Origin of the sequence: Halpernia humi, assembly GCF_900108025.1 — a bacterium.
Classification (GTDB): domain Bacteria; phylum Bacteroidota; class Bacteroidia; order Flavobacteriales; family Weeksellaceae; genus Halpernia; species Halpernia humi.
The window spans coordinates 27270-48081 of the sequence record NZ_FNUS01000002.1; the positions used below are offsets into that span (position 1 = coordinate 27270).

Genomic DNA, 20812 nt, shown 5'->3' on the forward strand with positions numbered 1-20812 from the left:
AGATTTAAAGTTACAAAAATTTTAATAAACTTACTTTTTCGGCGTATAAGTCTTAAACTTTTTATGCAGTAAAAACTCTATTTCAGCGATATCAAAATCTTTGCGATATAGTCGCGCCAATTTTAACTGTTGATTGGCTTCTACTAAAAAATTTTCCAATTGTTCCTCGGAAAGTCCATATTTGTAATAATAATTTTTATTGATACTTTCTTTTAATTTTTTTAAAAAGTCTTGGGTTTCATTGTAATCGGGTTCTGTAATTTTTGGTTTTGTCCATTTCCCAATTAATCCCGCAACGCCTTCTGCTAATTTTTTTACATCAACTTGTCCCGCAGAATAATTTGGCGGCGCAAACGCAGAAGGCGTGGACAAACGCGGCATAACTTCGGTTGGTTTGTATTTCAGTGATTGCGTAATTTCATCTTGTAAGCGCCGGGTTTTTTTATATTTTGGCAACTTATCTAAATCTTTTTTTAAATTTCCTGTAGGTTTAAAAGCAAGCGAAACTTCTTGTATTAATTCTGGCGAAGCGAAAATTGTTACTTTTAATTGAGATTTAAAATCATCGCTTTTTAAGCGAAATTGAACGCGGTCGTATTTATTTTTCACCACACGCAATTCGTCATTTTCGATTGCTGCAATCATAAAATTACCATTTGAATCTGAAAAAACAACTTGATCGGTTCTCATATTAATAATTTCAGCGCTTGAAATTGGCGTTTTGCCTTCGTCAGAAATTTTACCAAAAATATAATCTTGCGAAAACACCTTCAGGGAAATAAGTAACATTAAAAAAATTAATTTAAGTTTCATTTCGCAGATTTTTTAGTTAAATATTCTGGCGCCATTTGTATTAATGCAAAACTTACTTTATCAATATTTTTTTGTTTAAATCCGTTTGCAACATCAGAATTTGTATTAATCGCAAAACCTAAAAAATCTGAAATTTGCTTCTCTGGAATTTGGTTTTCTTTAAAAAAATCCTCTTTTAAATTCGCTTTTATCCATTCTATTTTTTCTTGAAAATCTTGATATTTATAAAGTCTTTTTTGCCGACGCGCTTTTCCGCTAGCCAAATCGTAAATGCCTTGCACGTTTAAATTTCCAAACAAAATCGGTAAAAGAACGCTCTTTTTTAAATCGGCTGGTTTTTCTCGTGGTTTTTCTGGGTTTTTGGGCAGGCCGATATTTTCTTCCAACTTGGCAATTTTATCAACTTTATTTAATTTTTTAGAATCTTTGGATAAATCACCAGAAGGCACAAAACTTAGATCTACAGTTTCTATTAATTCTGGAACGTATTCCATAAAAACTTGAAGGGGAATATAAAAATTTTCAGGTTTAATGATTTTTGATGCGCGCTCATAATTTACTCGCACAAAGCGAAGTTCATCATTTTCTTTTGCGCGAATGCTAAATCTGCCATCTGCATCGCTTACGGTTTTCTCATTCGTATTAATGTTTACAACCAAAACACCAGAAAGTGCAATTTTTGAATCATTAAAAACTTGCCCCGAAACATAAGTTTGAGAATAGAAAAATTTTAACGAAAAAAGAAAAATTAGAAAGAATAAAGATCTTTTCAAAGGCTTTTTGTTTTATGTAAATTTAATCTGAAAAATACTTACATTCTAAACTTTAACCAGACTTAACGCGATTTAAGAATTATTGGTAATTTTTTTTTAAAATTTTCTTAAAATATCTCAAAGATTTCTTCTGATTTTTAAAGTCTCTCGCAGATTAAGCAGATTGAATTCCATCCAAATATTTAAAATTAACCTGTTGTGCATTTAGACAAGCTGCATAATTAACCCTAAATCAAGTTAAACGCAAAGGCGCAAGAACTTAGTTATTATGAAAATAGTTCAAAGGCGCAAGAAAATCAAAGATTTTCATCTTTTAACGAAGTTAAAACTTTGCGCCGTATAAACGTAAATGTGTATAAATAAATTATTTGTGCCTTTGCGTTTAATATTTTTCTATATGCACAACAGGTAAAATAATTCTATTAGAATGCAATTTAAATTCTGCGTCATCTACAAAATCGCCGAGAATATAGCATTTGCACCAACAAGAGTTAAAAAAAAATCTGCCAAATCTGCCAAATCTGCGAGAGATTTTTCCTAAATTGCATTAATTCAAATAAACTTTAATGAAAACCTATTTCGCCATAAACGCTTCTGCAGGTTCTGGGAAAACCTATTCTTTGGTGCAAAAACTTCTCATGATTTGCCTAGAATTTCCCGATAAAGCCGATGGAATTAGCCAAATTTTGGCTTTAACTTTTACCAATAAAGCGGCGAATGAAATGAAACACAGGATTTTGCAATGGCTAGAAAATTTCACAAAGGAAGATTTTGAGCAATGTGATGAACTTTTAAATATTCAGAAAAAATTTACAGAAAGCGGCAAAGAGATTTCATTAAATGAACTTCATCGCCGTTCGAAAAAGGTTTTAGATTATATTTTGCACCATTATTCTACTCTAAATATTGGGACAATCGACAAGTTCAATGCGCGATTGGTGCGCAGTTTTTCTAACGAATTGGGTTTGGCGCAAAACTTTAATTTGGAAATTCAGGCCGAACCTTTTTTAATTGAAGCCGTAGATAAAATGCTCGATAAAATTGGCGCAGACGAAAAAATTTCTGATGCGTTCATGGATTTTATTAATTATAATCTTGATAATGAGCAGCGCGTTTACATGAACCAAAGTTTGTACAAAAAAGCGAAGCAATTTGTAAGCGATGTTCATTATGATGAACTAAAAAATAATAAAGATTTTGATTGGGAAGTTTATGATAAATTAAAAACCAAACTTCGGAAGGAAATTGCAGCGCATGAAACATTTAACCAAGAAAAAGCAAAAGAAATTATTTTGCTTTTTAAGGAAAAAAATTTGGAAGTCGCCGATTTTTCGGGTGGAAATAGCAATGGTTTAGGAAAGTTTTTTGTTGAATTTTTAAAATTTAGTTCTGGTGAAAGAGCAACTTTTCCATTTCCTGGCGATGAAGAAAAAGCAATTGCAACTTTTGAGAAAGGCGCTTCTACAAAAGGGAAACATAAAGAATCTGATATTTTTGAAATCTTAAATTACCTTTTAGAAGCACGAAAAAATATTATTGCAAATTACATTTCGGTGGTGAAAAAAGAGAAAATTTTGCAAGAATTATTGCCTTTAAAAATTAATAAAGAAATCCAAGATCAATTGGCCATTATTGAAGAGGAAAACGATTTGGTTTTGCTCTCAAAATTTAATGTTCTTATTAATGAAAATTTAAAGAATGAGCCGTCTTCTTTTATCTATGAAAAAGTGGGCACGAAATACAACCACTATTTTTTAGATGAATTTCAGGATACATCTAAAATGCAGTGGGACAACATTTTACCTCTGCGCGACCACACCATAAATTCTGAAGAAAACACTTTCACTTTGGTCGGCGATCCGAAACAAAGTATTTACAGATTTCGAGGTGGCGACAGCGAAATTATGCTCGATATTTTGAATAAAAATGAGCAGACAAACGTAGAAGTGAGTTTAGAAAATCTTGAATTTAATTATAGAAGTGCAAAAAATATCGTTGATTTTAATAACCAATTGTACGCTTTTTTATCTAAAGATTTGGCGCTAGAACATGCGCGATTATTTAATGAACATGCGCACCAAAATGCAATGCAAAAATTCAGCGGGCGGGTAAAAGTGAATTTACAAGATTATAGCCAAAGTAATTCTGACTTTTTTGAAACTGCGACTTTGCAAATGAAAAACGATATTCAAAATTGTTTGGACAATGGTTTTCGGTTTTCAGACATTACGATTCTTTGCAGAGGTGGCTTTGAAATAAAAGAATTTTCGCAACTTTTGGGGCGCGAAAAAATCGTCTATAATAACGAAGAACAATACATAAAAACCATTTCTGAAAAAGGTTTAACGCTAGATTTGTCTTTAACCGTAAAAGCACTTTTGGAATTTCTAAATTGGAAAGTGCAGCCGAAAAACAAGCAATTTTTGGTTAAAATGTTTTATTATTTAAAAGAATCTGGGCGAATCTACATCGAAAATTTTACTGCAGAAATGCTGAAAGTTTTAGAAATTACGGAGCAGGAAACCTTAGAAAAATATATATTAGAAACTTTTCAGCTCAATTTGAATCCGAAAGATTTGCCGCAACTTAATCTTTATAATGAAATAGAATTTTTTGTCCACGAGTTTTCAGTAAAAAATTATGAAACAGATTTTCTGTTAAATTTCTTAGAAATGCTTTATAATTACAGCCAAAATAGTGGGAAAACCTTACAAGATTTTCTGCAATATTGGGAAGAAGAAGCGCATAAAATATCTATTCAGGCAAGTGAAAATGTGGATGCGATTCGGCTAATGACGATTCATGCAGCAAAAGGTTTGGAGTTTCCGGTGGTTTTTTTACCTATGAAAAACAAAAATAAAGATGGCGAAATTAATGATTGGTTGCCGCTGGATGATTATGGTGAACTGAAATCTGTGAACATCAACGGATTTATTTCTGCGCTGGAAAATTATGATACGGAAATAAAAAATTTCAACACAGAAAACACGTACAGAAATAAAATTGATCGCTATTGTTTGCAATATGTGGCGACCACCCGAGCCGTAGAGCAATTGTTTTTTTATCTTCAAAATAAAAGTAAAACAGGTGGAAACAGCATTGAAATGCTGGATTTTATTGAAACTAAAAACCCAGAAAATCTACAAGAATTAGAACTTTATCCGCAAGAAAATGCTTCTTTTAAGAAACAAACTAAAGAAAAGGAGCAGAAATTTAATACTAAAAACATTAAATCTTTAACGGAGAAAACTTCGGCAAAAAATAATTTAAAAATTGCAACACCGTCAAAAAATTATCAGGTTCGGAATGAGAAAGTGAGGTTGGGGATTTTCACACACGAGATTTTATCTAAAATTAATCAGGAAAATGAAGTGAATTTTGTGCTAGAACAATATGTTTTAGATGGCATTATTAGCCGAGAAGAAAAAGAAAATATTTCAAGCAATATATTTGAAATCATTAGAAATCCGGCGAATGCAGATTACTTCAATCCCGATTTAAAAATCATTAATGAAAAAGATATTTTAATAACAGAAAACGGAATATCAGAATTTTACCGGCCAGATCGATTAATTGAAAAAGAAAATGGCTGGCTGATTGTGGATTTTAAAACGGGCGAAGAGACTGATGAAAAAAAGAAAAAATACGAAAAACAAGTTGCGACTTACAAATCGGTCTTAGAAAAATTGGGTAAAAAGGTTTTGAAAACGGAGATTGTGTATGTTTAATAAAGATAAACCTTCAAGGTTTTTAAAACCTTGAAGGTTTGAGTAAATAATTTACTTTTTCACTGCGGTAACAACTTGCCCTTCTAGTTTTGTAATATTATCAAAAATTTGCTTGAAAGCGGGATAATATTCTTTCGGGAAAGAGGAGTCATCTATGATAGTGGTGGTTTCTACAGTGAGTTTATTGCCTTCTTGTGTTACTTTGTACAAATATGAAATGGAATCGTCTTGTGTGCGAAATTTTTTGGAAGTTGGGACGTTTTCAAAAGCATAACCTTCTGGTAAAGTGATTGTTACTTTTTTGTCGCGGTCATACGCACAATAAAATTCTAAAGGTGCTTTTCGTTCTTCTTCTTGGTTGAAGTCGTGGTTTTTTGAATATAAAAAAAGAAGGGGGTTAAAGACTAATTTATTACCAATGGCATCTACAAATGTATCGGCATCAAAATCAAAAGAGGTAGAAAAATCGCCATTTTCGGTAGGGCCAGATTTAATATTTTTAAAAGGAAATTTATAGCGGTTTTTGTATTCTTTCTGATAATCTTCTTTGTTATCTTCGTAAGATTCTCGCACCATCATCGCAAATAATTTGGTGTCTGTATCTGTAAAATGCCCAGAAAATGTGCCGTCGTCATTTAGTTTTGCGTCTACAACTAAATCTGTTTCGCTTCTATCCGGAAATACAACGTTTAGTTGTTTTGCGTCTTTATCTGTCATTAGAAAGCCGTAGTAATTTAATGCTCGAGGTGGAATGGTATTTTTACTCGAATATTTGCTTGTGGCATCATATAAATATATTTTGTTACCACTTTCTACTGCTGCAATTACGTAATTCAATTGGGCTAAAGAAGGCGAATAAGAGAGCAACAGCCCGCGATTAACGGTCGATAAAACAACAGGATCTGCTGTAATTCCTGCGTCGCGCATTAGCATGATTAGCAGTAAATTAATTTCTGCACTATTTCCGATTTTTGTTGAAATAAGGTTTCTAATGCCTTTGTCTGTTTGGACATCTATTTCGTTATTCCATTTGTAGTTTGTTTGTACAAATTTTAAGATGGCATTTGCTTTTTCTTCCGTATTGCTAATTGCTTTTATGTCTTCTGGTAAAAGATTTTTAACGGCACCTGTTTTTTTGAGTTGTAAGCCAAAATCGTCACTTTCGTATAATCTTTTTCGTACATCATTCCAAGTTGTGGTAAAGCTTCTGAAAACATTATTTATCGTAGAACTATTGATTTCTGCTTTTATAGAAGTTTTGTAATTATCATTGTTTCTCACAAAGTTTTCTTCTTTGTAGGCGGGAACGTTTTCATAGGCAAAACGATAGCTATAATGCTCACCGCCATAGATGTTTTTTTCTTCCACATCTCTAAATGTGGGTTTTAGATCTCCTTTGTAATTTATTGTATAGCCCAACTGTTTTGGGGTTTCGAATATATATTCTATATATTTTGTGGGGATATTTCTTTCTATCATCACACGTGGAACTACCCAATAGAAAGGCGTTTCTATGGTATATTGGTATTCTACCACCGAGCCATTTTTCACATCTGGAAAGGCAAATTTTGTGATGTTATAATTTTTGTCTTCTGCGGATTTAAACTTAGAATCTTTTTCAACTTTTGTGGCTTTTATTTTTCCGTCTTCATAGTTATAAGTGTAGGCTTTTAGATTTACTAATTTTTCACGCGAGCCATTGCCGGAATCATAGAGTGGGATTTCGGTATCAAGATAATCTCCAGCCTTATCTTTATCATAAATTTTTATTCTACTAATAATATCAGCATACATATTACCATTATAATCTACTCGGTAATGGTAAGATTTGTATAGTATTTCTGCTGCTGCATCTGCTTTGAGATAAGGCGTCATATTCTGAACTTCGGCATCAGTAATTTTTGGAAAATCCAAGTACTTGTGTTTTTGTGCAACAAATGAAAGGCTACAGAGTAGGGCTGAAAAAATAAATAGTTTTATTTTCATTTTTAATGTATTTTAAGATTTGGTAATTAAAACTTTTGTATTATCAAGATTTGCGGTTTTTTTACGAAATGCAACATAGTCTTGGTATTTTTCTTTTGGATAAGTTCCTCTATTAATGGTTAGAATTCTATGAACTTGTAATTTTCCGTTTTCATTTTTAAAGGAGATAGAGTAATGCCCAAATTCTGATTTTAACTCTCTATTTTGTGGCATTTCAGAAAACTTATAGCCTACTGGCATTTCAAAATCTACGGTATAATCATCTTGAAAAGGAAAAGAGGTTTCGAATGGTAATTTTCTGTCGGAGTCGGACGACATTGTAGTGGCGCTATAAAATGGCATCACACGAAAAAAAATATCATTGCCCAATTTTTTAGAAAAATCTGCTGCTTTAAATTTTAATTCATAGTTAATTTCCGCATCATCTCGATTATTAGTGAGGTTTAAAACATCCAAATCTTCAATCCGAAGGTTTGCATGTCTGCTTTTGAGTGCTTCTTTTACTTCAGAATTGTCGTAATAGAAAAGGGGCATATTTAGATCATATTGCCCACCAGTAAAAGAAAATTTAGAATCTGTACTGATGCTGTTATCAGCATTTATTTTTACGTTTGATCTAATTATTTCTTTGCTGTCTTCTGGTTTGTAAACGGGCGTTTTTACGAGTTCGATACCATTTTCCTTTACGGCCAAAACATTTCTGTAATTGCAAGTGTAACTTAAATGATTGAATGCTATATTTTGTGAAGTGTTTTCGAGCCAAATGGTATCTTTTTCTGCGGGTATCATCAAAATAGCATGGTTTCCGGAAATTTCGGTAAAATCTGGGTCGAAGGATTTTGCCGATTCATTATCATTTATAACGCAATAATAGGCTTTAATACCCGCCGCTTCTAGAAGAGTTCTCATATAATTGGTGAGCGCTTTGCAATCGCCGTATCCTTTTTTCCGCACGTCATCGGCAAACATTGGTTTCCAACCGCCAATGCCCATTGCAACTAGTATGTAATGGGTTTTGCTCTGCATATATTGGTATATTTTTTTTATTTTTTCTGCTTTTGTTCCCGTTAAATTCAGATCATTTACTTCTTTCTGAATTTCTGGTGTTACAGTAGAAACGGGCGCAATTAAATCATTATACATCCACTTACCCAAACTACTCCAAGATGTGTTATCGCCTTCTCTGCCTGCAAGCGAAAATTTTTGCATCGCAAAATCTACATGCGGAACAAGCACGTCAATACTTGGTGCTAAAGGTTCTTGCTGCAATGCAGGTATATTTTCGTAAGTATATTGCGACATCCCAGCGACTTCAGATTTTGAAACTTTCGCTAAAAAAGTATCAACTATTTTTGTGTTTAAATTGATGCCCGACTTATTCGTAATCGTCATTTGTGACTTTTCTACTGCTAAGTTATACGCTCTTATAGGGTTAAAATCTAAAAAAGCAGTGTTGCTGGTTTTTGTAGAATAAGAATACTTCAATGTGTATGGATATTGCGTCACAACTGGCTTAAAGTAAAGCACGCGATCGTCAACATAAAGGGCGTTCGATGGATTATTAGAAATATCTGTAAAATCTTTTTTATAAAATTTTTCAATTTCTTTTCCGTTTTTATCATAAACGAGCACTTTAATGCTGCTCACTCTTGTATCGGGATCGTATGGAATGCCAATTATAGAAAATCCTTCGCCGCTAGAACTCAAAATACTAATAACCGTTTCCGTTTCAATTTCCATATCTTTTATAGAATTGATGGTATAGTTCTCGGTGTGGCTCCTGATAACGGCATAGGCATTGGCGCGCAAATTATCGGGTATGGAAGCAGTGGTGAAATCTTGGCCTAAAACTAAAGAAAAAGAAAAGGGTAAAAATAGAAGAAATATTTTCCGAAGCATCTAAATGTTAAATTTTTGTTAAATCAAATATAAAAAAATTTTTGATAGTGGAACTAAAAAAAGCAGAGATTTTTCTCTGCTTTAGTTTATTTATGAAAAACAAAATGTTTTTAGTTTGTTTGCGATTGCATCATTGCTGCCCCATCTTTTCTCATTTTCATTTTTTTCCCCTTCATGTTTTGTTTTCTGGCTTTCATATTATCTTTCCATTTTGTGTATTGGTCTGGAGTTAAAATGTTTTTCATTTCATTATCCATATTTTTCCGACTTTCTTGTTTATTTGCTTTGTTGTTTGCCTTGTTTTTTTCATGGAAAGCTTTTATTTTCATTACCTGATTGTCATTCAGATTAAGTCCTTGTTTCATCCTATCCATTTGTTTTTGGCCTCTCATCTGCATACTTTGGGGGTTTTTCCCATTTCTCATATTAGTGGGCGAATCTGCTTGCTGTGCCATAGCAAAAGTTCCCAAACCTACGATTGCCATGCTTAAAAATAATTTTTTCATTTCTTTTATTTTAAATTAATAATTGTTTGTTGTACGTCTTTTTGATATTATTTTAAGACTTTAGTTAAACCTTTTTTAAAATTTTTATAGTTAAAGTTTTCACAAAAAAAACAGGCCGAAATATCGACCTGTTCTAACATTAAAAAAACTATTAACTATGAAACTATCTAAAACCACCTCCACGGGTAGATGTATTACTTCTCGCACTTACTTCTCTAGTCGCTGACTTTTGTGCAGTTCTGCTTCCAGAATTTCCACTTCTAAAACCGCTATTTTCGCGGCTTTCTACTCTCGGCTGAGACCTTTGTGGTGGCATTCTGTTTCCAGAAGTGCCATTTCTAAAACCGTCGTTATTTCGGTTTTCAGATTTTGGTTCAGAATTATTTTGCGGCGATCTATTATTCTGTGAACTTACACCCGATCTAAATCCATTATTTTCAATATTTTGTCTAGGCTCTATATTTCTAGTGCTTTGGTTTTCATTTCCGCTGCCTGCTCTGAAACCATTATTTTCTCTCACGGAAGCTTTAGATTTTTCTAATGAATTATTTCTTAAGCCATTACTTCTATAATTCGGATCATATAAACCATTATTCGCTCTACGGTTTTTATAAGTATCTCTATCTACTCTATACTTTATAATATTTACATTTCTGTATTGTCTTTGCACGTGAAATCTTGGCACATAATAAGTTCTTCTATAATTTTGAAAATAAACTACAGGATTATAGCCACGATAGTAATTATTTTGAAATACTACAAAAATTCTAGGTCCTAAAATATTTTGCAAAGCATAAAATCTTTCATAATACCATCTGTCCGGATTAGAACCGTAGTAAGAATCCCAGGCACTAAAAGTTGGATATAGTTGGTTTAAATAAATAATTTGCTCAATCTGATATCTGCTTAATCTGTATTTTCTAAAAAATTGGGACCAATTAATAGAAACGATGCTATTGCGGTAATCATTATAATAACTTTCATAATAACTTTGTGGATAATAATCTGTAGGATAATCGTAGTAATAATCATCTGGATAATCGTAATCATCTCCATAATAAAAGTTATTATAATAATCATTAGAATTACCATAATTATTATTTGCCGAATCATACTGCGCAAAAGATAAACTTGCAAACAGTAAAAGACTAGAAATTAGTATTTTTTTAAGTGTGTGAAGTTGTGATTTCATTTTTTATAATTTTAAGAACGTTGGTTCGCTCTACATTTAAGATATAAAAAACAAAAAAAAGTTAAACGATTTGCTTAACTTTTTTTAAAAAGACTTTCTGTAGGCTTCTAGAAGAGGTTTTTTAAAGTTGAAAATTCTTCAAACTTCATTTTTAATCTTATTAAACAATAATTTCTACCTTTAGAAATACAATATTTTTAGGGTTAAAAAAATTCGGTTAAATAAATACTAATTTCTATTCTCTACCAGAATCCACAATCCAACTTGCAATCTTTTCATTAAAATCTTTTTCAATCACTAAAGACTCCAAATTAAGATGCATTCTGTATCGCCAATAGTGCGGAAAAACGTCTGGCTGGTTGATTCTCTCATTTTCCATATTCGGATTTGTGAGTCTCGCATCTGTTGCAAAAAATTCTTGAATTGGGAAAATAGCCAACATCGCATTATTATACAAATGCTGTTTCATAATCATTTCGGCTAAATCTGGTGTTAAATCCCAAGGTGCTGTTCCGTATTGATGGAGTTGTTTATTAAAATATTTTTGTGTGAGTTCTCGGTCTTCATGCCACCATTGGCGAAGCGTTGAACTGTCGTGTGATGAGGCGGTGACTACATTTAAGTAACCCGCATATTCTGGGTTATAAAACGGAATATTATCGCTCGGCATTCTTTGTACTTTTAGCGCAGTAAGCCCTAATCTGTCCATCACTTGTGGCACAGAATCTGGCACCAAACCAAGATCTTCTCCACAAATCAACATATTGGTTGCGTTTAAGATTGGTGGCAATTTTTCCATCGCACTGGCGTACCAAAGTCCGTCTTGGCGTTTGAAAAAATAATCTACATACAAATCATAAATCTGTTTTTTCTCGAAGTCGCCCAAAAATTTGTAAGAATCCGTTTTGTTAATATTGAATCTTGGATGGTAAACGTAATCGCCGCCGCCTTTATCTTCCTGCAAAAACAGCACATTTGCGCAAAGACGCAATAATTTTTCCTCTTTCCAATCTTGCGGATGTTCTACAAAATAATTTTTGAGTTTTCGCTGCGTGTCGAATTCTTCTTTAAAGGTATAATTCCCGTTAAAATGATTGTTCATAAAATGTTCCGCCACTTCTTGCTTCTTTTCACCGAAATAATTCCACAAAATTTCTTCGTTGATAAATGGCTTGCAATATCTATCAAAATTAAAAGGAATGTTTCGAGCCTGAAATTCTTCAATTCTCACCGGAACGGCAGGATAAAAATAGCCCAAAATACCTTGTGTAGCACTCATCGGCATACGCCAAATTCTAAAAAAACCAAGAATATGATCTATGCGCATCGCATCAAAATATTGTTCCAAAGCTTTAAATCTTTTTTTCCACCAAGCAAAGCCATCTTGCTTCATTACTTCCCAATTATAGGTTGGGAATTCCCAGTTTTGGCCTAAATCTGAAAAATTATCTGGTGGCGCGCCAGCTTGAAAATCCATTCCAAACAATTCTGGTTCTGCCCACGCTTCCACAGAATATCTATAAATACCAATTGGCAAATCGCCTTTTATAGAGATTTTAGATTGATGCAAATAATCGCGCGCTTCGGTAAGTTGCAAATGTAGTTGGTATTGAACCCAACAATGAAGCATAACAGTTGAAAAATCTTTGTGTTTTTCTGCAAATAATGCGTTGATTTTTCCTGCAATGTACTTTTTATGCGTTTTCCAATTGTTGAAATTGGGCGTTTTGTAGCGGTCTCTCAATAGGCAAAATGCCGCGTATGGGAAAAGCCAAGATTCATTCTCTTTCAAGAAAAGTTTAAAGTTTTTATCCTTTAAAATTTCTGTTTTATGTTCTTTAAATATGCCTTTTAAGTATGTCCATTTTGAAGAAATAACACGTTCATAATCTATTAATTCACAATTATTTAACTCAATTTTTTCTAATTGATATTTTTCTGCAGATTTCTTATCTAATTTAAAATCAAGATGTTCGATCGATAAATATTGTGGATGCAAGGCATAAACCGAAATGGCGGCGTATGGATAAGAATCTGTCCAGGTGAAATTTGCAGTTGTATCATTAATCGGTAAAATTTGCACCGTCGACAATTTTGCCGCTTTCGCCCAGTCACCTAGAATTTTTAAATCTAAAAATTCACCAACGCCGAATCCGTTTTCACTTCTCAACGCAAAAACGGGAACGGCAACGCCCGCTGCGTGGTACAATTCATTGATGCCAAATCTAAAATAATGGTCGGCTTGAATTTGCAGTAAATCGCTTTCTAGATTGCCATCGCAATAGCGATTGTTTCCACTTTCCATCCAAATAATTTCTCCAGAATTATCATCTATAATGGCGTATTTGTATTGAATTGGATATTTGGAAGAAATTTTCGCTGCGATTTCCCAAACTCCAAAATCTGTTTGCGACATTTTTAATGCATTTTCGGCTTTCCAATTTCCCAATCCCGCATCATTTCCCATTAAAATAATCGACCAATTTTTCTTGAAAAGTGGCGCTTCTAAACGAAAAAGATGCGAATGTTTTTTTAGAATATTTACCTTTTGAGGTTTAAATGGATGCAAATTATTTTCTAGAATTTTCGTGGTAAGATAATTTTCTGGAAAGTTTTTTAAATTCCAAACATCAAAAATTTTAAAATCTTTAAAATTATTCGGAAAATTTAGGTTATGCGCTACATATTCTTTGTCTAAAACAGTATCGTTCTCATTTTTAAGGATATAACTGTAAGTAATAGATTTAGAATACCAGTCTAATTCTAAAGTCCAATTATTATTAACGTCATAATTAAGTGCATATTCGCGATCATCACCTTTCTCATCTGTTACTTTTAGCGCAAGTTTTTCGCCATATTTTGTAGCGAAATTGATGTTTAAGTATAGTTTCATCTGTCTTTTTCTATAGTTTTTGTGGTCAGACGTACATCTATTTTGATTTTCGATCAATAGAAGAAAATTAATTTTTTATAGATGTTTCATTAATGTTGTTTGTACTTGCTAAATTAAGAATTTTTTAACTAAAATTATCAATATTTAAAGAAAATATTTTCTAGTTTAATAATTGTAAATCAGATGGTTACAAGTATCATTTTGAGACATAAAAAAACTCTGAAATAAATTTTCAGAGTTTTTTAAATAAAATCCTTGAAAAGGCACTAAAAACGATTTTTTTTATTTCTGTCGTTTAAGTTTTAAGGGATTTTGTCTTACATCAAAAACATCTGTAATTTCAACCCTACTTTTATCTTGATTGAACCAATTGATAATCTTATAACTTTTGTAAATCAGATATCTAAATTCTTCTTTTCGTTCTAAAAGTGAATCTTCCTTTTGTCCTATTTTAAATTGAAAATCTAATGAATTGGCTTTGTTTACAATTCCTTCTATTAGGTTATGAGCAACTTTTGAACTTACTCGTAATTTGTAATAATTGAAGATATTCTTTAGTTCGCTCTTTGCAAAGTCTGTCCAAAAAACTTCGGTTACCATTGATTTATTTCAGAAAGTAATTGGCTTGATTTTGTAACTCTATCATTCTTGGAATCTTCTAAAGATTTATCAATTCTCTCGTTAAATTCCTCAATTGTAAATGGTTTAATATCTTCGTCCTTGCTTTTCAAAAGACATTCTAAAAGAGAATTTAATTCCTCGCTTTGAACTTTCAAAAACTCTTGAACAAACGCAATTTTTCTTGTTTGAATATCCATTTTAATTTTATTTAATTCTAAAATACGATTATTTTCGGTTTAATTACAAATTCCATTGTAAAATGAAATTGTTTAAAGTTTTTCTTCCAACTAAATTTTTTATATTATTGGAAAGGTAAATATTGTAGAATCCTTTAAATGGTTCACTATTACTCTTAACTGTATATAATCCAAAATCCAATCTCAATCTTTTAGATATTATTGGAAATTTTATATCTGGTAACTCGTTTTTTTTATTTTGCTCATAGTGACAATTGAAATATTTTAACCAACATAAAATACTCAAAAATTCATCTTCATTAAATTCAAAATCAGTTTCATCGACGATTTTAATGTCATCTGGAAGTCTTAATTGTATTTCTTTAATTTGGGCGGATTTTTTCATCATTTATTTTAATTTATTTCAACTAATCGAATAACTCGTTCCATCTCTCCCATCTTTTAGTTCAATTCCCTCAGAAAGTAATCTGTCGCGGATTTGGTCTGAAAGTTCGAAGTTTTTTGATTTTCGCGCTTGGTTGCGCAAATCGATTAAAACCTGCAAAGTTTGGTCTAGTTTTGCATTGTTGTTGGCCTCTAATTTTTGCAAGCCCAAAACGTCAAAAACATAAGCGTTTAAAGCAGATTTTAGATTTGACAAATCTTTAGAACTAATTTTTTCTTTGCCATCATTTAATTTAAAAATAAAATTCACGGCTTCAAAAAGATGGGCAATTAATATTGGAGAATTAAAATCGTCCGCTAAAGCGTCATCAGATTTTGTTTTCCAGTCATTAAAATTAAAACTAGATTCAGATGAGGTTTCAGTAAAGTTTTCTAATAATTTCAAAGCCTCTAAAAGCCTTTGCAAGCCTTTTTCGCTCGCAAGCATCGCTTCATTAGAAATATCCAAAATACTTCTGTAATGCGCTTGCAAAAAATTAAACCGAACGACAGAAGGATGAAATGCTTTTTCAAAAAAATCATTTTCACCAGAAATGAGTTCTGCGGGTAAAATGTAATTGCCTGTAGATTTACTCATTCTTTGTCCGTTCATGGTGAGCATATTGGCGTGCATCCAGTAATTGACGGGCGAAGTTCCGTTCACCGCTTTTCCTTGGGCAATTTCGCATTCGTGGTGCGGAAATTTTAGATCCATTCCGCCGCCGTGAATATCAAAATTTTCTCCTAAATATTTGGTGCTCATTGCGGTACATTCCAAATGCCACCCTGGGAAACCTGCGCCCCACGGAGAATTCCAGCGCATAATGTGTGCGGGAGAAGCGGCTTTCCAAAGGGCAAAATCTGGCGGATTTTTCTTTTCAGATTGGCCGTCTAAATCTCGTGTATTAGAAATTAATTCTTCAATATTTCTTTTGGAAAGCTCGCCGTAATGCAAACCTTTTGCGTTGTACGCCAAAACATCAAAATAGACAGAACCGTTGCTTTCGTATGCAAACCCCGTGTCTAGTAATTTTTGCGTGAGTTCTATTTGTTCTAAAATATGTCCGGTTGCTGTAGGTTCAATTGTCGGTGGCAGCAAATTAAATTCATCTAAAACCTTATGAAAATCTATGGTATATTTTTGCACAATCTCCATTGGTTCTAATTTTTCCAAACGGGATTGTTTCACAAAACGGTCGTTATTCACATCGCCATCATCGGTTAAATGTCCTGCATCAGTTATATTTCGCACATAGCGAACATCGTATCCGAAATACATTAAACTGCGGTAAATAAAATCGAAATTTAAAAAAGTGCGCACATTTCCAAGATGCACGTTGCTATAAACTGTGGGTCCACAAACGTACATTCCAACTTTGTTTTCGTGGATGGGTTTGAAGATTTCTTTTTCTCCGGAGAGTGAGTTGTATATTTTGAGTTGCATGTTGCTAATTATTGTTGGTTGGTAGTTGATGGTTTACTGTAAACTGGATTTATCTTTAAATTATAAGAATCTCTTGACGTTGCTAGCGAAAAATTTAATCCAATTTTGTGTGGCTTCCCACATAATGCAAAAATTCTTGTCGTGTAATTGGGTTGCTTCGGAAAATGCCGCTTAATTCTGCTGTTATGGTAGAACTTGCCGTGTCTTTTATGCCGCGACAATTCACGCAAAGGTGTTTTGCATCAATAATACAGGCAACATCAGTTGTGTTCAAGGCTTCTTTCAAAGCATCAACAATTTGCATCGTCAAACGTTCCTGAACTTGCGGACGTTTTGCATAATAATCTACAATTCTGTTAATTTTAGAAAGACCGATCACTTCGCCGTTTGAAATATAGGCAACGTGCGCTCTTCCGATGATTGGTAAAAAATGATGTTCGCAGAAAGAATAAACCGTGATGTCTTTTTCCACCAACATTTGGCGGTATTTGTATTTGTTAGAAAAACTGGAAATGGTGGGTTTGTTTTCTGGCAACAAGCCCCCAAAAATCTCATTCACATACATTTTGGCAACTCTTTTTGGCGAATCTTTCAAGGAATCGTCGGTCATATCCAAACCCAAAGTTTCCATTATTTTCCCAAAATGATGCTGAATGATTTCGATTTTTTCTGATGGTAATTTTTCAAAAGCATCTTCGCGCAAAGGCGTATGTTCTTTGCCTGTGAAAACATCATCGTCATTATCTAAAAAATCTTGCATTTCTGTTATTTAAAACACAAAAATAGGGATTTTAAATAAAAGTAAATTGTAAAATATTTTAGGTTAATTTTTAAGCGCAAATCTGTCTTTCGGCAGGCAGGTTTGCGTTAGAAATTTTCAGTAATAAAATTATGCAAGATTCTATTTCAAAATATTTCCTCTTGGCTGATTGGTTTCAATTAAAACCGTTTCAGAATGCAATATTGTTGCTGCCTCGCGCGAATCTTTAACTTTAATAGCAGTTCTTTCCAGCATCTCTTTTTCAAATTGATTTAAAACGGAAGTTCTAATACCGTCTTCTCGCCAGTTTTTATATTTGCAATTTTTGTAAATTATTTTTGCTAATGATAAAGCATCAAGCAAAGCCTGATTCGCGCCTTGACCTTTAAACGGACTCATCGGATGCGCCGCATCGCCAAGTAATGTTACCGAACCGATTTTTTTAAATAAATCAGAATTTAAAACCACGCGATCATAAACGGGATATCCCGAAATATTTTCTTGTGGCGTTCCCGAAATAATGTCTGAGATGGGCGAGTGCCAACTTTTCGTTCGCTCAAAGACATCGTTTTTTAGGGCTTTTGAACCTTCACGACTTAAATTTAGGGCTAATTCTTCCGAAATTGGATAGCTGAATTGCCACATAATTTCGGTTGATGAATAGGGCATCATATACATTCTTTCTACGCCATTTGCCGTTTGAAATACTGTTTCGGAATCTAATAATTCGCTTTTTAAAGTTTTATTTTTTTTTAAAGGACAAATTCCTAAAATCACAATGCAATCTAAATAACGCAATGGCGACAGTTTTTCATCAATAATAAAATTCCGAACTGTGCTACGAATTCCGTCTGCACCAACAACCAAATCTGCTTTTGTGGTTTTTATTTCATCATTAATTTTAAATTTTAATTCTACAGTTTTGTCTGTTAAATTTTTTAAATCTAATAATTGGTGGTTCCATTTTACGGCATTTTTTTCATCGAGTTGCTGAAGAAGTTCCAAGCGCAAAGATTGCCGTGCAATATGCATATTGGAGCGTCTAGTTGCGGTTTTTTCATTATTGGCCAACCATTTTCGTTTTCCCCATTCGCCAAGAATTTTGCCTTCAATGTTGTGCACCACGTGTCTTGTAGAAACTATGCCGTCTTTTAATTTTTTAATTCCGAAAGCTTTGATAGCGACATTGGCTTGTTGCAAAGTGAGACCGTAACCTTGCATTCTGGCGTTGAAACTTTCATCTTTTTCGTATAATGTAAACGGAATACCACGGTGTAAACAAGCGACTGCTAAAGCAACGCCGCCAATTCCGCCGCCAATAATGGCGATTTTTGGAAAATGTTCTGTATCGGGAATTGGATAATTTTCACTTGGAATTATACCTGAAGCGTTGCAATTTTCACAGATTTTCAAATGGCTTTTTGGGGGAATTGGTTTTTCTCCTTTTTGGTCAGTATTTTCATAAATTTCTAAAGCCTTTTCGTAGTAAAGTTTTTTCTTTCTCTTAATTTTTTGGCGTACTCTGCCTTGTCCGTTGCATTCTGGACAAATTTGCCATTTTTTTGCAATGTTTTCTTGGTTTTCCACTTGTGATGGTTTGGAATTCTTTTAAATTAAAAAATAGAATAATTAATACACGGATTTTCAACAAAGAACATTGAATTATTTGTTTGGATTTCTACTTAATTACAAAAAAGTTTTTTAAAATTCACACTTTTTTACTTAAAATTCTGCAACTCTACCAATTTATAATAAGTTGATTTTTTGTCCATTAATTCTTGATGCGTTCCCTGTTCTACAATTTCGCCGCGTTCCATCACCACAATCCAATCGGCTTTTTGTATGGTAGAAAGTCGGTGCGCGATGATTAATGAGGTGCGGTTTTCCATCATTTTATCTAAAGCATCTTGCACAAATTTTTCAGATTCTGTGTCTAAAGCAGAAGTGGCTTCATCCAAAATCATAATCGGTGGGTTTTTTAAAACCGCTCTTGCGATAGACAATCTTTGTTTTTGCCCGCCAGAAAGTTTGTTTCCATCATCGCCGATATTGGTGTTATACGCTTCTGGAAGTTCGGTGATGAAAGTATCTGCATTTGCAATTTTCGCTGCTTCAATTACTTCTTCCTGGGTTGCTGAAGGTTTCCCCATCAAAATATTATTGTAAACAGAATCATTAAATAAAACAGATTCCTGTGTTACCATTCCGAGTAAATGGCGGTATTCTTTGATGTTTAATTCTTTAACATTTATGCCGTCAATTAAAATTTCACCTTCCGAAACATCATAAAATCTGGCTAGTAAATTGGCGATTGTGGTTTTCCCACTTCCAGATTGTCCGACCAAAGCAACGGTTTTTCCTTTTGGAAGTGTGAGGGAAAAATGTTTCAATATCACATTATCGACATCGTAATAAAAACCAATATTTTTAAATTCAATTTCATTTTTTAGATCTAAAATTGAAATTGGGCTTTCTACTTCTTCGATTTTTAAATCATAATCTAAAACTTCTGAAACCCGATCTAAACTCGCCATTCCGCCTTGTATGGAGGAAATAGAATTCGATAATTTTTTTGCAGGATCTAAAATTTGAAAAAACAAAGCAATGAATGCTAAAAAAGTAACAGGATCATTATTGGTTCCGTTAATGATATTTACGCCGGCAAACCAAGTGATTAAAAGTATGGTGATGGAACCGAGAAATTCACTCATCGGTGAGGCCAATTCTCTTCTACGGCTCATTCCGATGGCGAATTTTTGCCAAAGATTGGTGGTATTATTGAAGCGGTTTTTTAAAATAACATCGGCATTGAAAATTTTGATGACTTTTGATGATTTTAAGGTTTCATCTACTAATGAGAACATATTTCCCAATTCTTCTTGTGCTGATGTGGCTTGTTTTTTTAAACTTTTCCCTACCCAAGAAATCAATAATCCCATCACGGGGAAAATAATTAGCGAAAATAAAGTCAGATTGGCATCGAGCGCAAAAAGCGTGAACAAAGTCCCGATTATCATAAATGGCGCATTGATTAAATCTACCAAAGCCCCCATTATGCCGCCTTCTACGGCGCCAATATCGTTTGAAATTCGGCTCATCATATCACCTTTTCTCTGCTCTGTGAAAAAGGAAACGGGCAATTGCAAAAATTTATCGTACATGGAAGTTCGTAAATCTTTTGTAATCCCGACTCTATAATTCACTAAAAAATAAGCGCCCAAATAGCGAAATAAATTTCTCAATAAAAATGAAAATGCTGTAATAATACAAAGTGTTGCTAAAACTTTGATACCGCCGTATTCATTGATGCTTAATTGTATTTTATAGTAAGCGAGATTTTTTAAATATTCGAAATAACCGCCAATTTCTCCTGCGTAGACGGGAACTTTCGAGGTATCAATACCTTTGTCTAATTTAAAGACAATCCGCAGTATAGGAAGCATCGTGATGATTGAAAAAATGCTTAATGCAGAATAAAGAATATTGAAAAAGATACTTAAAATAAGATACTTTTTATGTGGTTTTGCGAAAAATAATATTCTTTGAAAGGGTTTCATTTAAATTTATATTTAAGAGG

General features: G+C 33.1%; 15 protein-coding genes. 1 reads left to right on the top strand and 14 read right to left on the bottom strand.

The features are described 5' to 3' along the window. Positions 1–30: 30 nt before the first annotated feature. The gene (locus tag C4S29_RS05060) at positions 31–813 is read right to left on the bottom strand and encodes a hypothetical protein (RefSeq protein WP_103913064.1); all 783 of its coding nucleotides are present in this window, start codon (positions 811–813) and stop codon (positions 31–33) included. Further along, the gene (locus C4S29_RS05065) at positions 810–1586 is read right to left on the bottom strand and encodes a carboxypeptidase-like regulatory domain-containing protein (RefSeq protein WP_103913065.1); all 777 of its coding nucleotides are present in this window, start codon (positions 1584–1586) and stop codon (positions 810–812) included. The genes C4S29_RS05060 and C4S29_RS05065 overlap by 4 nt, the downstream gene beginning before the upstream one ends. Positions 1587–2152: 566 nt before the next feature. On the opposite strand from C4S29_RS05065, the gene C4S29_RS05070 reads away from it, so the two are divergent. Next, positions 2153–5314 carry a UvrD-helicase domain-containing protein gene (locus tag C4S29_RS05070; protein ID WP_103913066.1) on the top strand — a complete coding sequence of 1054 codons (3162 nt, stop codon included), beginning with the start codon at positions 2153–2155 and terminating at the stop codon, positions 5312–5314. A gap of 51 nt (positions 5315–5365) precedes the next feature. Here C4S29_RS05070 and C4S29_RS05075 read toward each other — a convergent pair whose 3' ends face one another. From C4S29_RS05075 to C4S29_RS05130, 12 genes are all read right to left on the bottom strand, one after another. Further along, the gene (locus C4S29_RS05075; RefSeq protein WP_103913067.1) at positions 5366–7300 is read right to left on the bottom strand and encodes a DUF3857 domain-containing protein; all 1935 of its coding nucleotides are present in this window, start codon (positions 7298–7300) and stop codon (positions 5366–5368) included. A 12-nt stretch (positions 7301–7312) separates the two neighbouring features. Beyond that, positions 7313–9199, bottom strand: a complete 1887-nt coding sequence (locus C4S29_RS05080; protein WP_103913068.1) for a DUF3857 domain-containing protein — start codon at positions 9197–9199, stop codon at positions 7313–7315. Between the two features lie 110 nt (positions 9200–9309). Continuing rightward, on the bottom strand, positions 9310–9705 hold the full coding sequence (locus tag C4S29_RS05085; RefSeq protein WP_103913069.1) for a hypothetical protein: 396 nt from the start codon (positions 9703–9705) through the stop codon (positions 9310–9312). A 163-nt stretch (positions 9706–9868) separates the two neighbouring features. Next, positions 9869–10897, bottom strand: coding sequence for a hypothetical protein (locus tag C4S29_RS05090; RefSeq protein WP_185116946.1), 1029 nt, complete (start codon positions 10895–10897; stop codon positions 9869–9871). A 235-nt stretch (positions 10898–11132) separates the two neighbouring features. Next, on the bottom strand, positions 11133–13790 hold the full coding sequence (locus C4S29_RS05095; protein ID WP_103913070.1) for a 4-alpha-glucanotransferase: 2658 nt from the start codon (positions 13788–13790) through the stop codon (positions 11133–11135). 282 nt (positions 13791–14072) lie between these two features. Continuing rightward, on the bottom strand, positions 14073–14390 hold the full coding sequence (locus tag C4S29_RS05100) for a type II toxin-antitoxin system RelE/ParE family toxin (protein ID WP_103913071.1): 318 nt from the start codon (positions 14388–14390) through the stop codon (positions 14073–14075). Next, the gene (locus tag C4S29_RS05105; RefSeq protein ID WP_103913072.1) at positions 14384–14608 is read right to left on the bottom strand and encodes a hypothetical protein; all 225 of its coding nucleotides are present in this window, start codon (positions 14606–14608) and stop codon (positions 14384–14386) included. Before C4S29_RS05105 ends, C4S29_RS05100 begins: the two co-directional genes overlap by 7 nt. 43 nt (positions 14609–14651) lie before the next feature. Further along, positions 14652–14996 carry a hypothetical protein gene (locus C4S29_RS05110; RefSeq protein WP_146063258.1) on the bottom strand — a complete coding sequence of 115 codons (345 nt, stop codon included), beginning with the start codon at positions 14994–14996 and terminating at the stop codon, positions 14652–14654. A 15-nt stretch (positions 14997–15011) separates the two neighbouring features. Then, entirely contained in the window at positions 15012–16475 is a 1464-nt protein-coding gene (cysS, locus tag C4S29_RS05115; protein WP_103913074.1) for a cysteine--tRNA ligase, read from the bottom strand. Positions 16476–16569: 94 nt separating this feature from the next. After that, on the bottom strand, positions 16570–17235 hold the full coding sequence (folE, locus tag C4S29_RS05120) for a GTP cyclohydrolase I FolE (RefSeq protein ID WP_103913075.1): 666 nt from the start codon (positions 17233–17235) through the stop codon (positions 16570–16572). Positions 17236–17376: 141 nt separating this feature from the next. Continuing rightward, complete coding sequence (locus tag C4S29_RS05125; protein WP_103913076.1) at positions 17377–18822, bottom strand: FAD-dependent oxidoreductase; 1446 nt, start codon at positions 18820–18822, stop codon at positions 17377–17379. A 131-nt stretch (positions 18823–18953) separates the two neighbouring features. Next, on the bottom strand, positions 18954–20792 hold the full coding sequence (locus C4S29_RS05130; protein WP_103913077.1) for an ABC transporter ATP-binding protein: 1839 nt from the start codon (positions 20790–20792) through the stop codon (positions 18954–18956). Positions 20793–20812 lie beyond the last annotated feature (20 nt).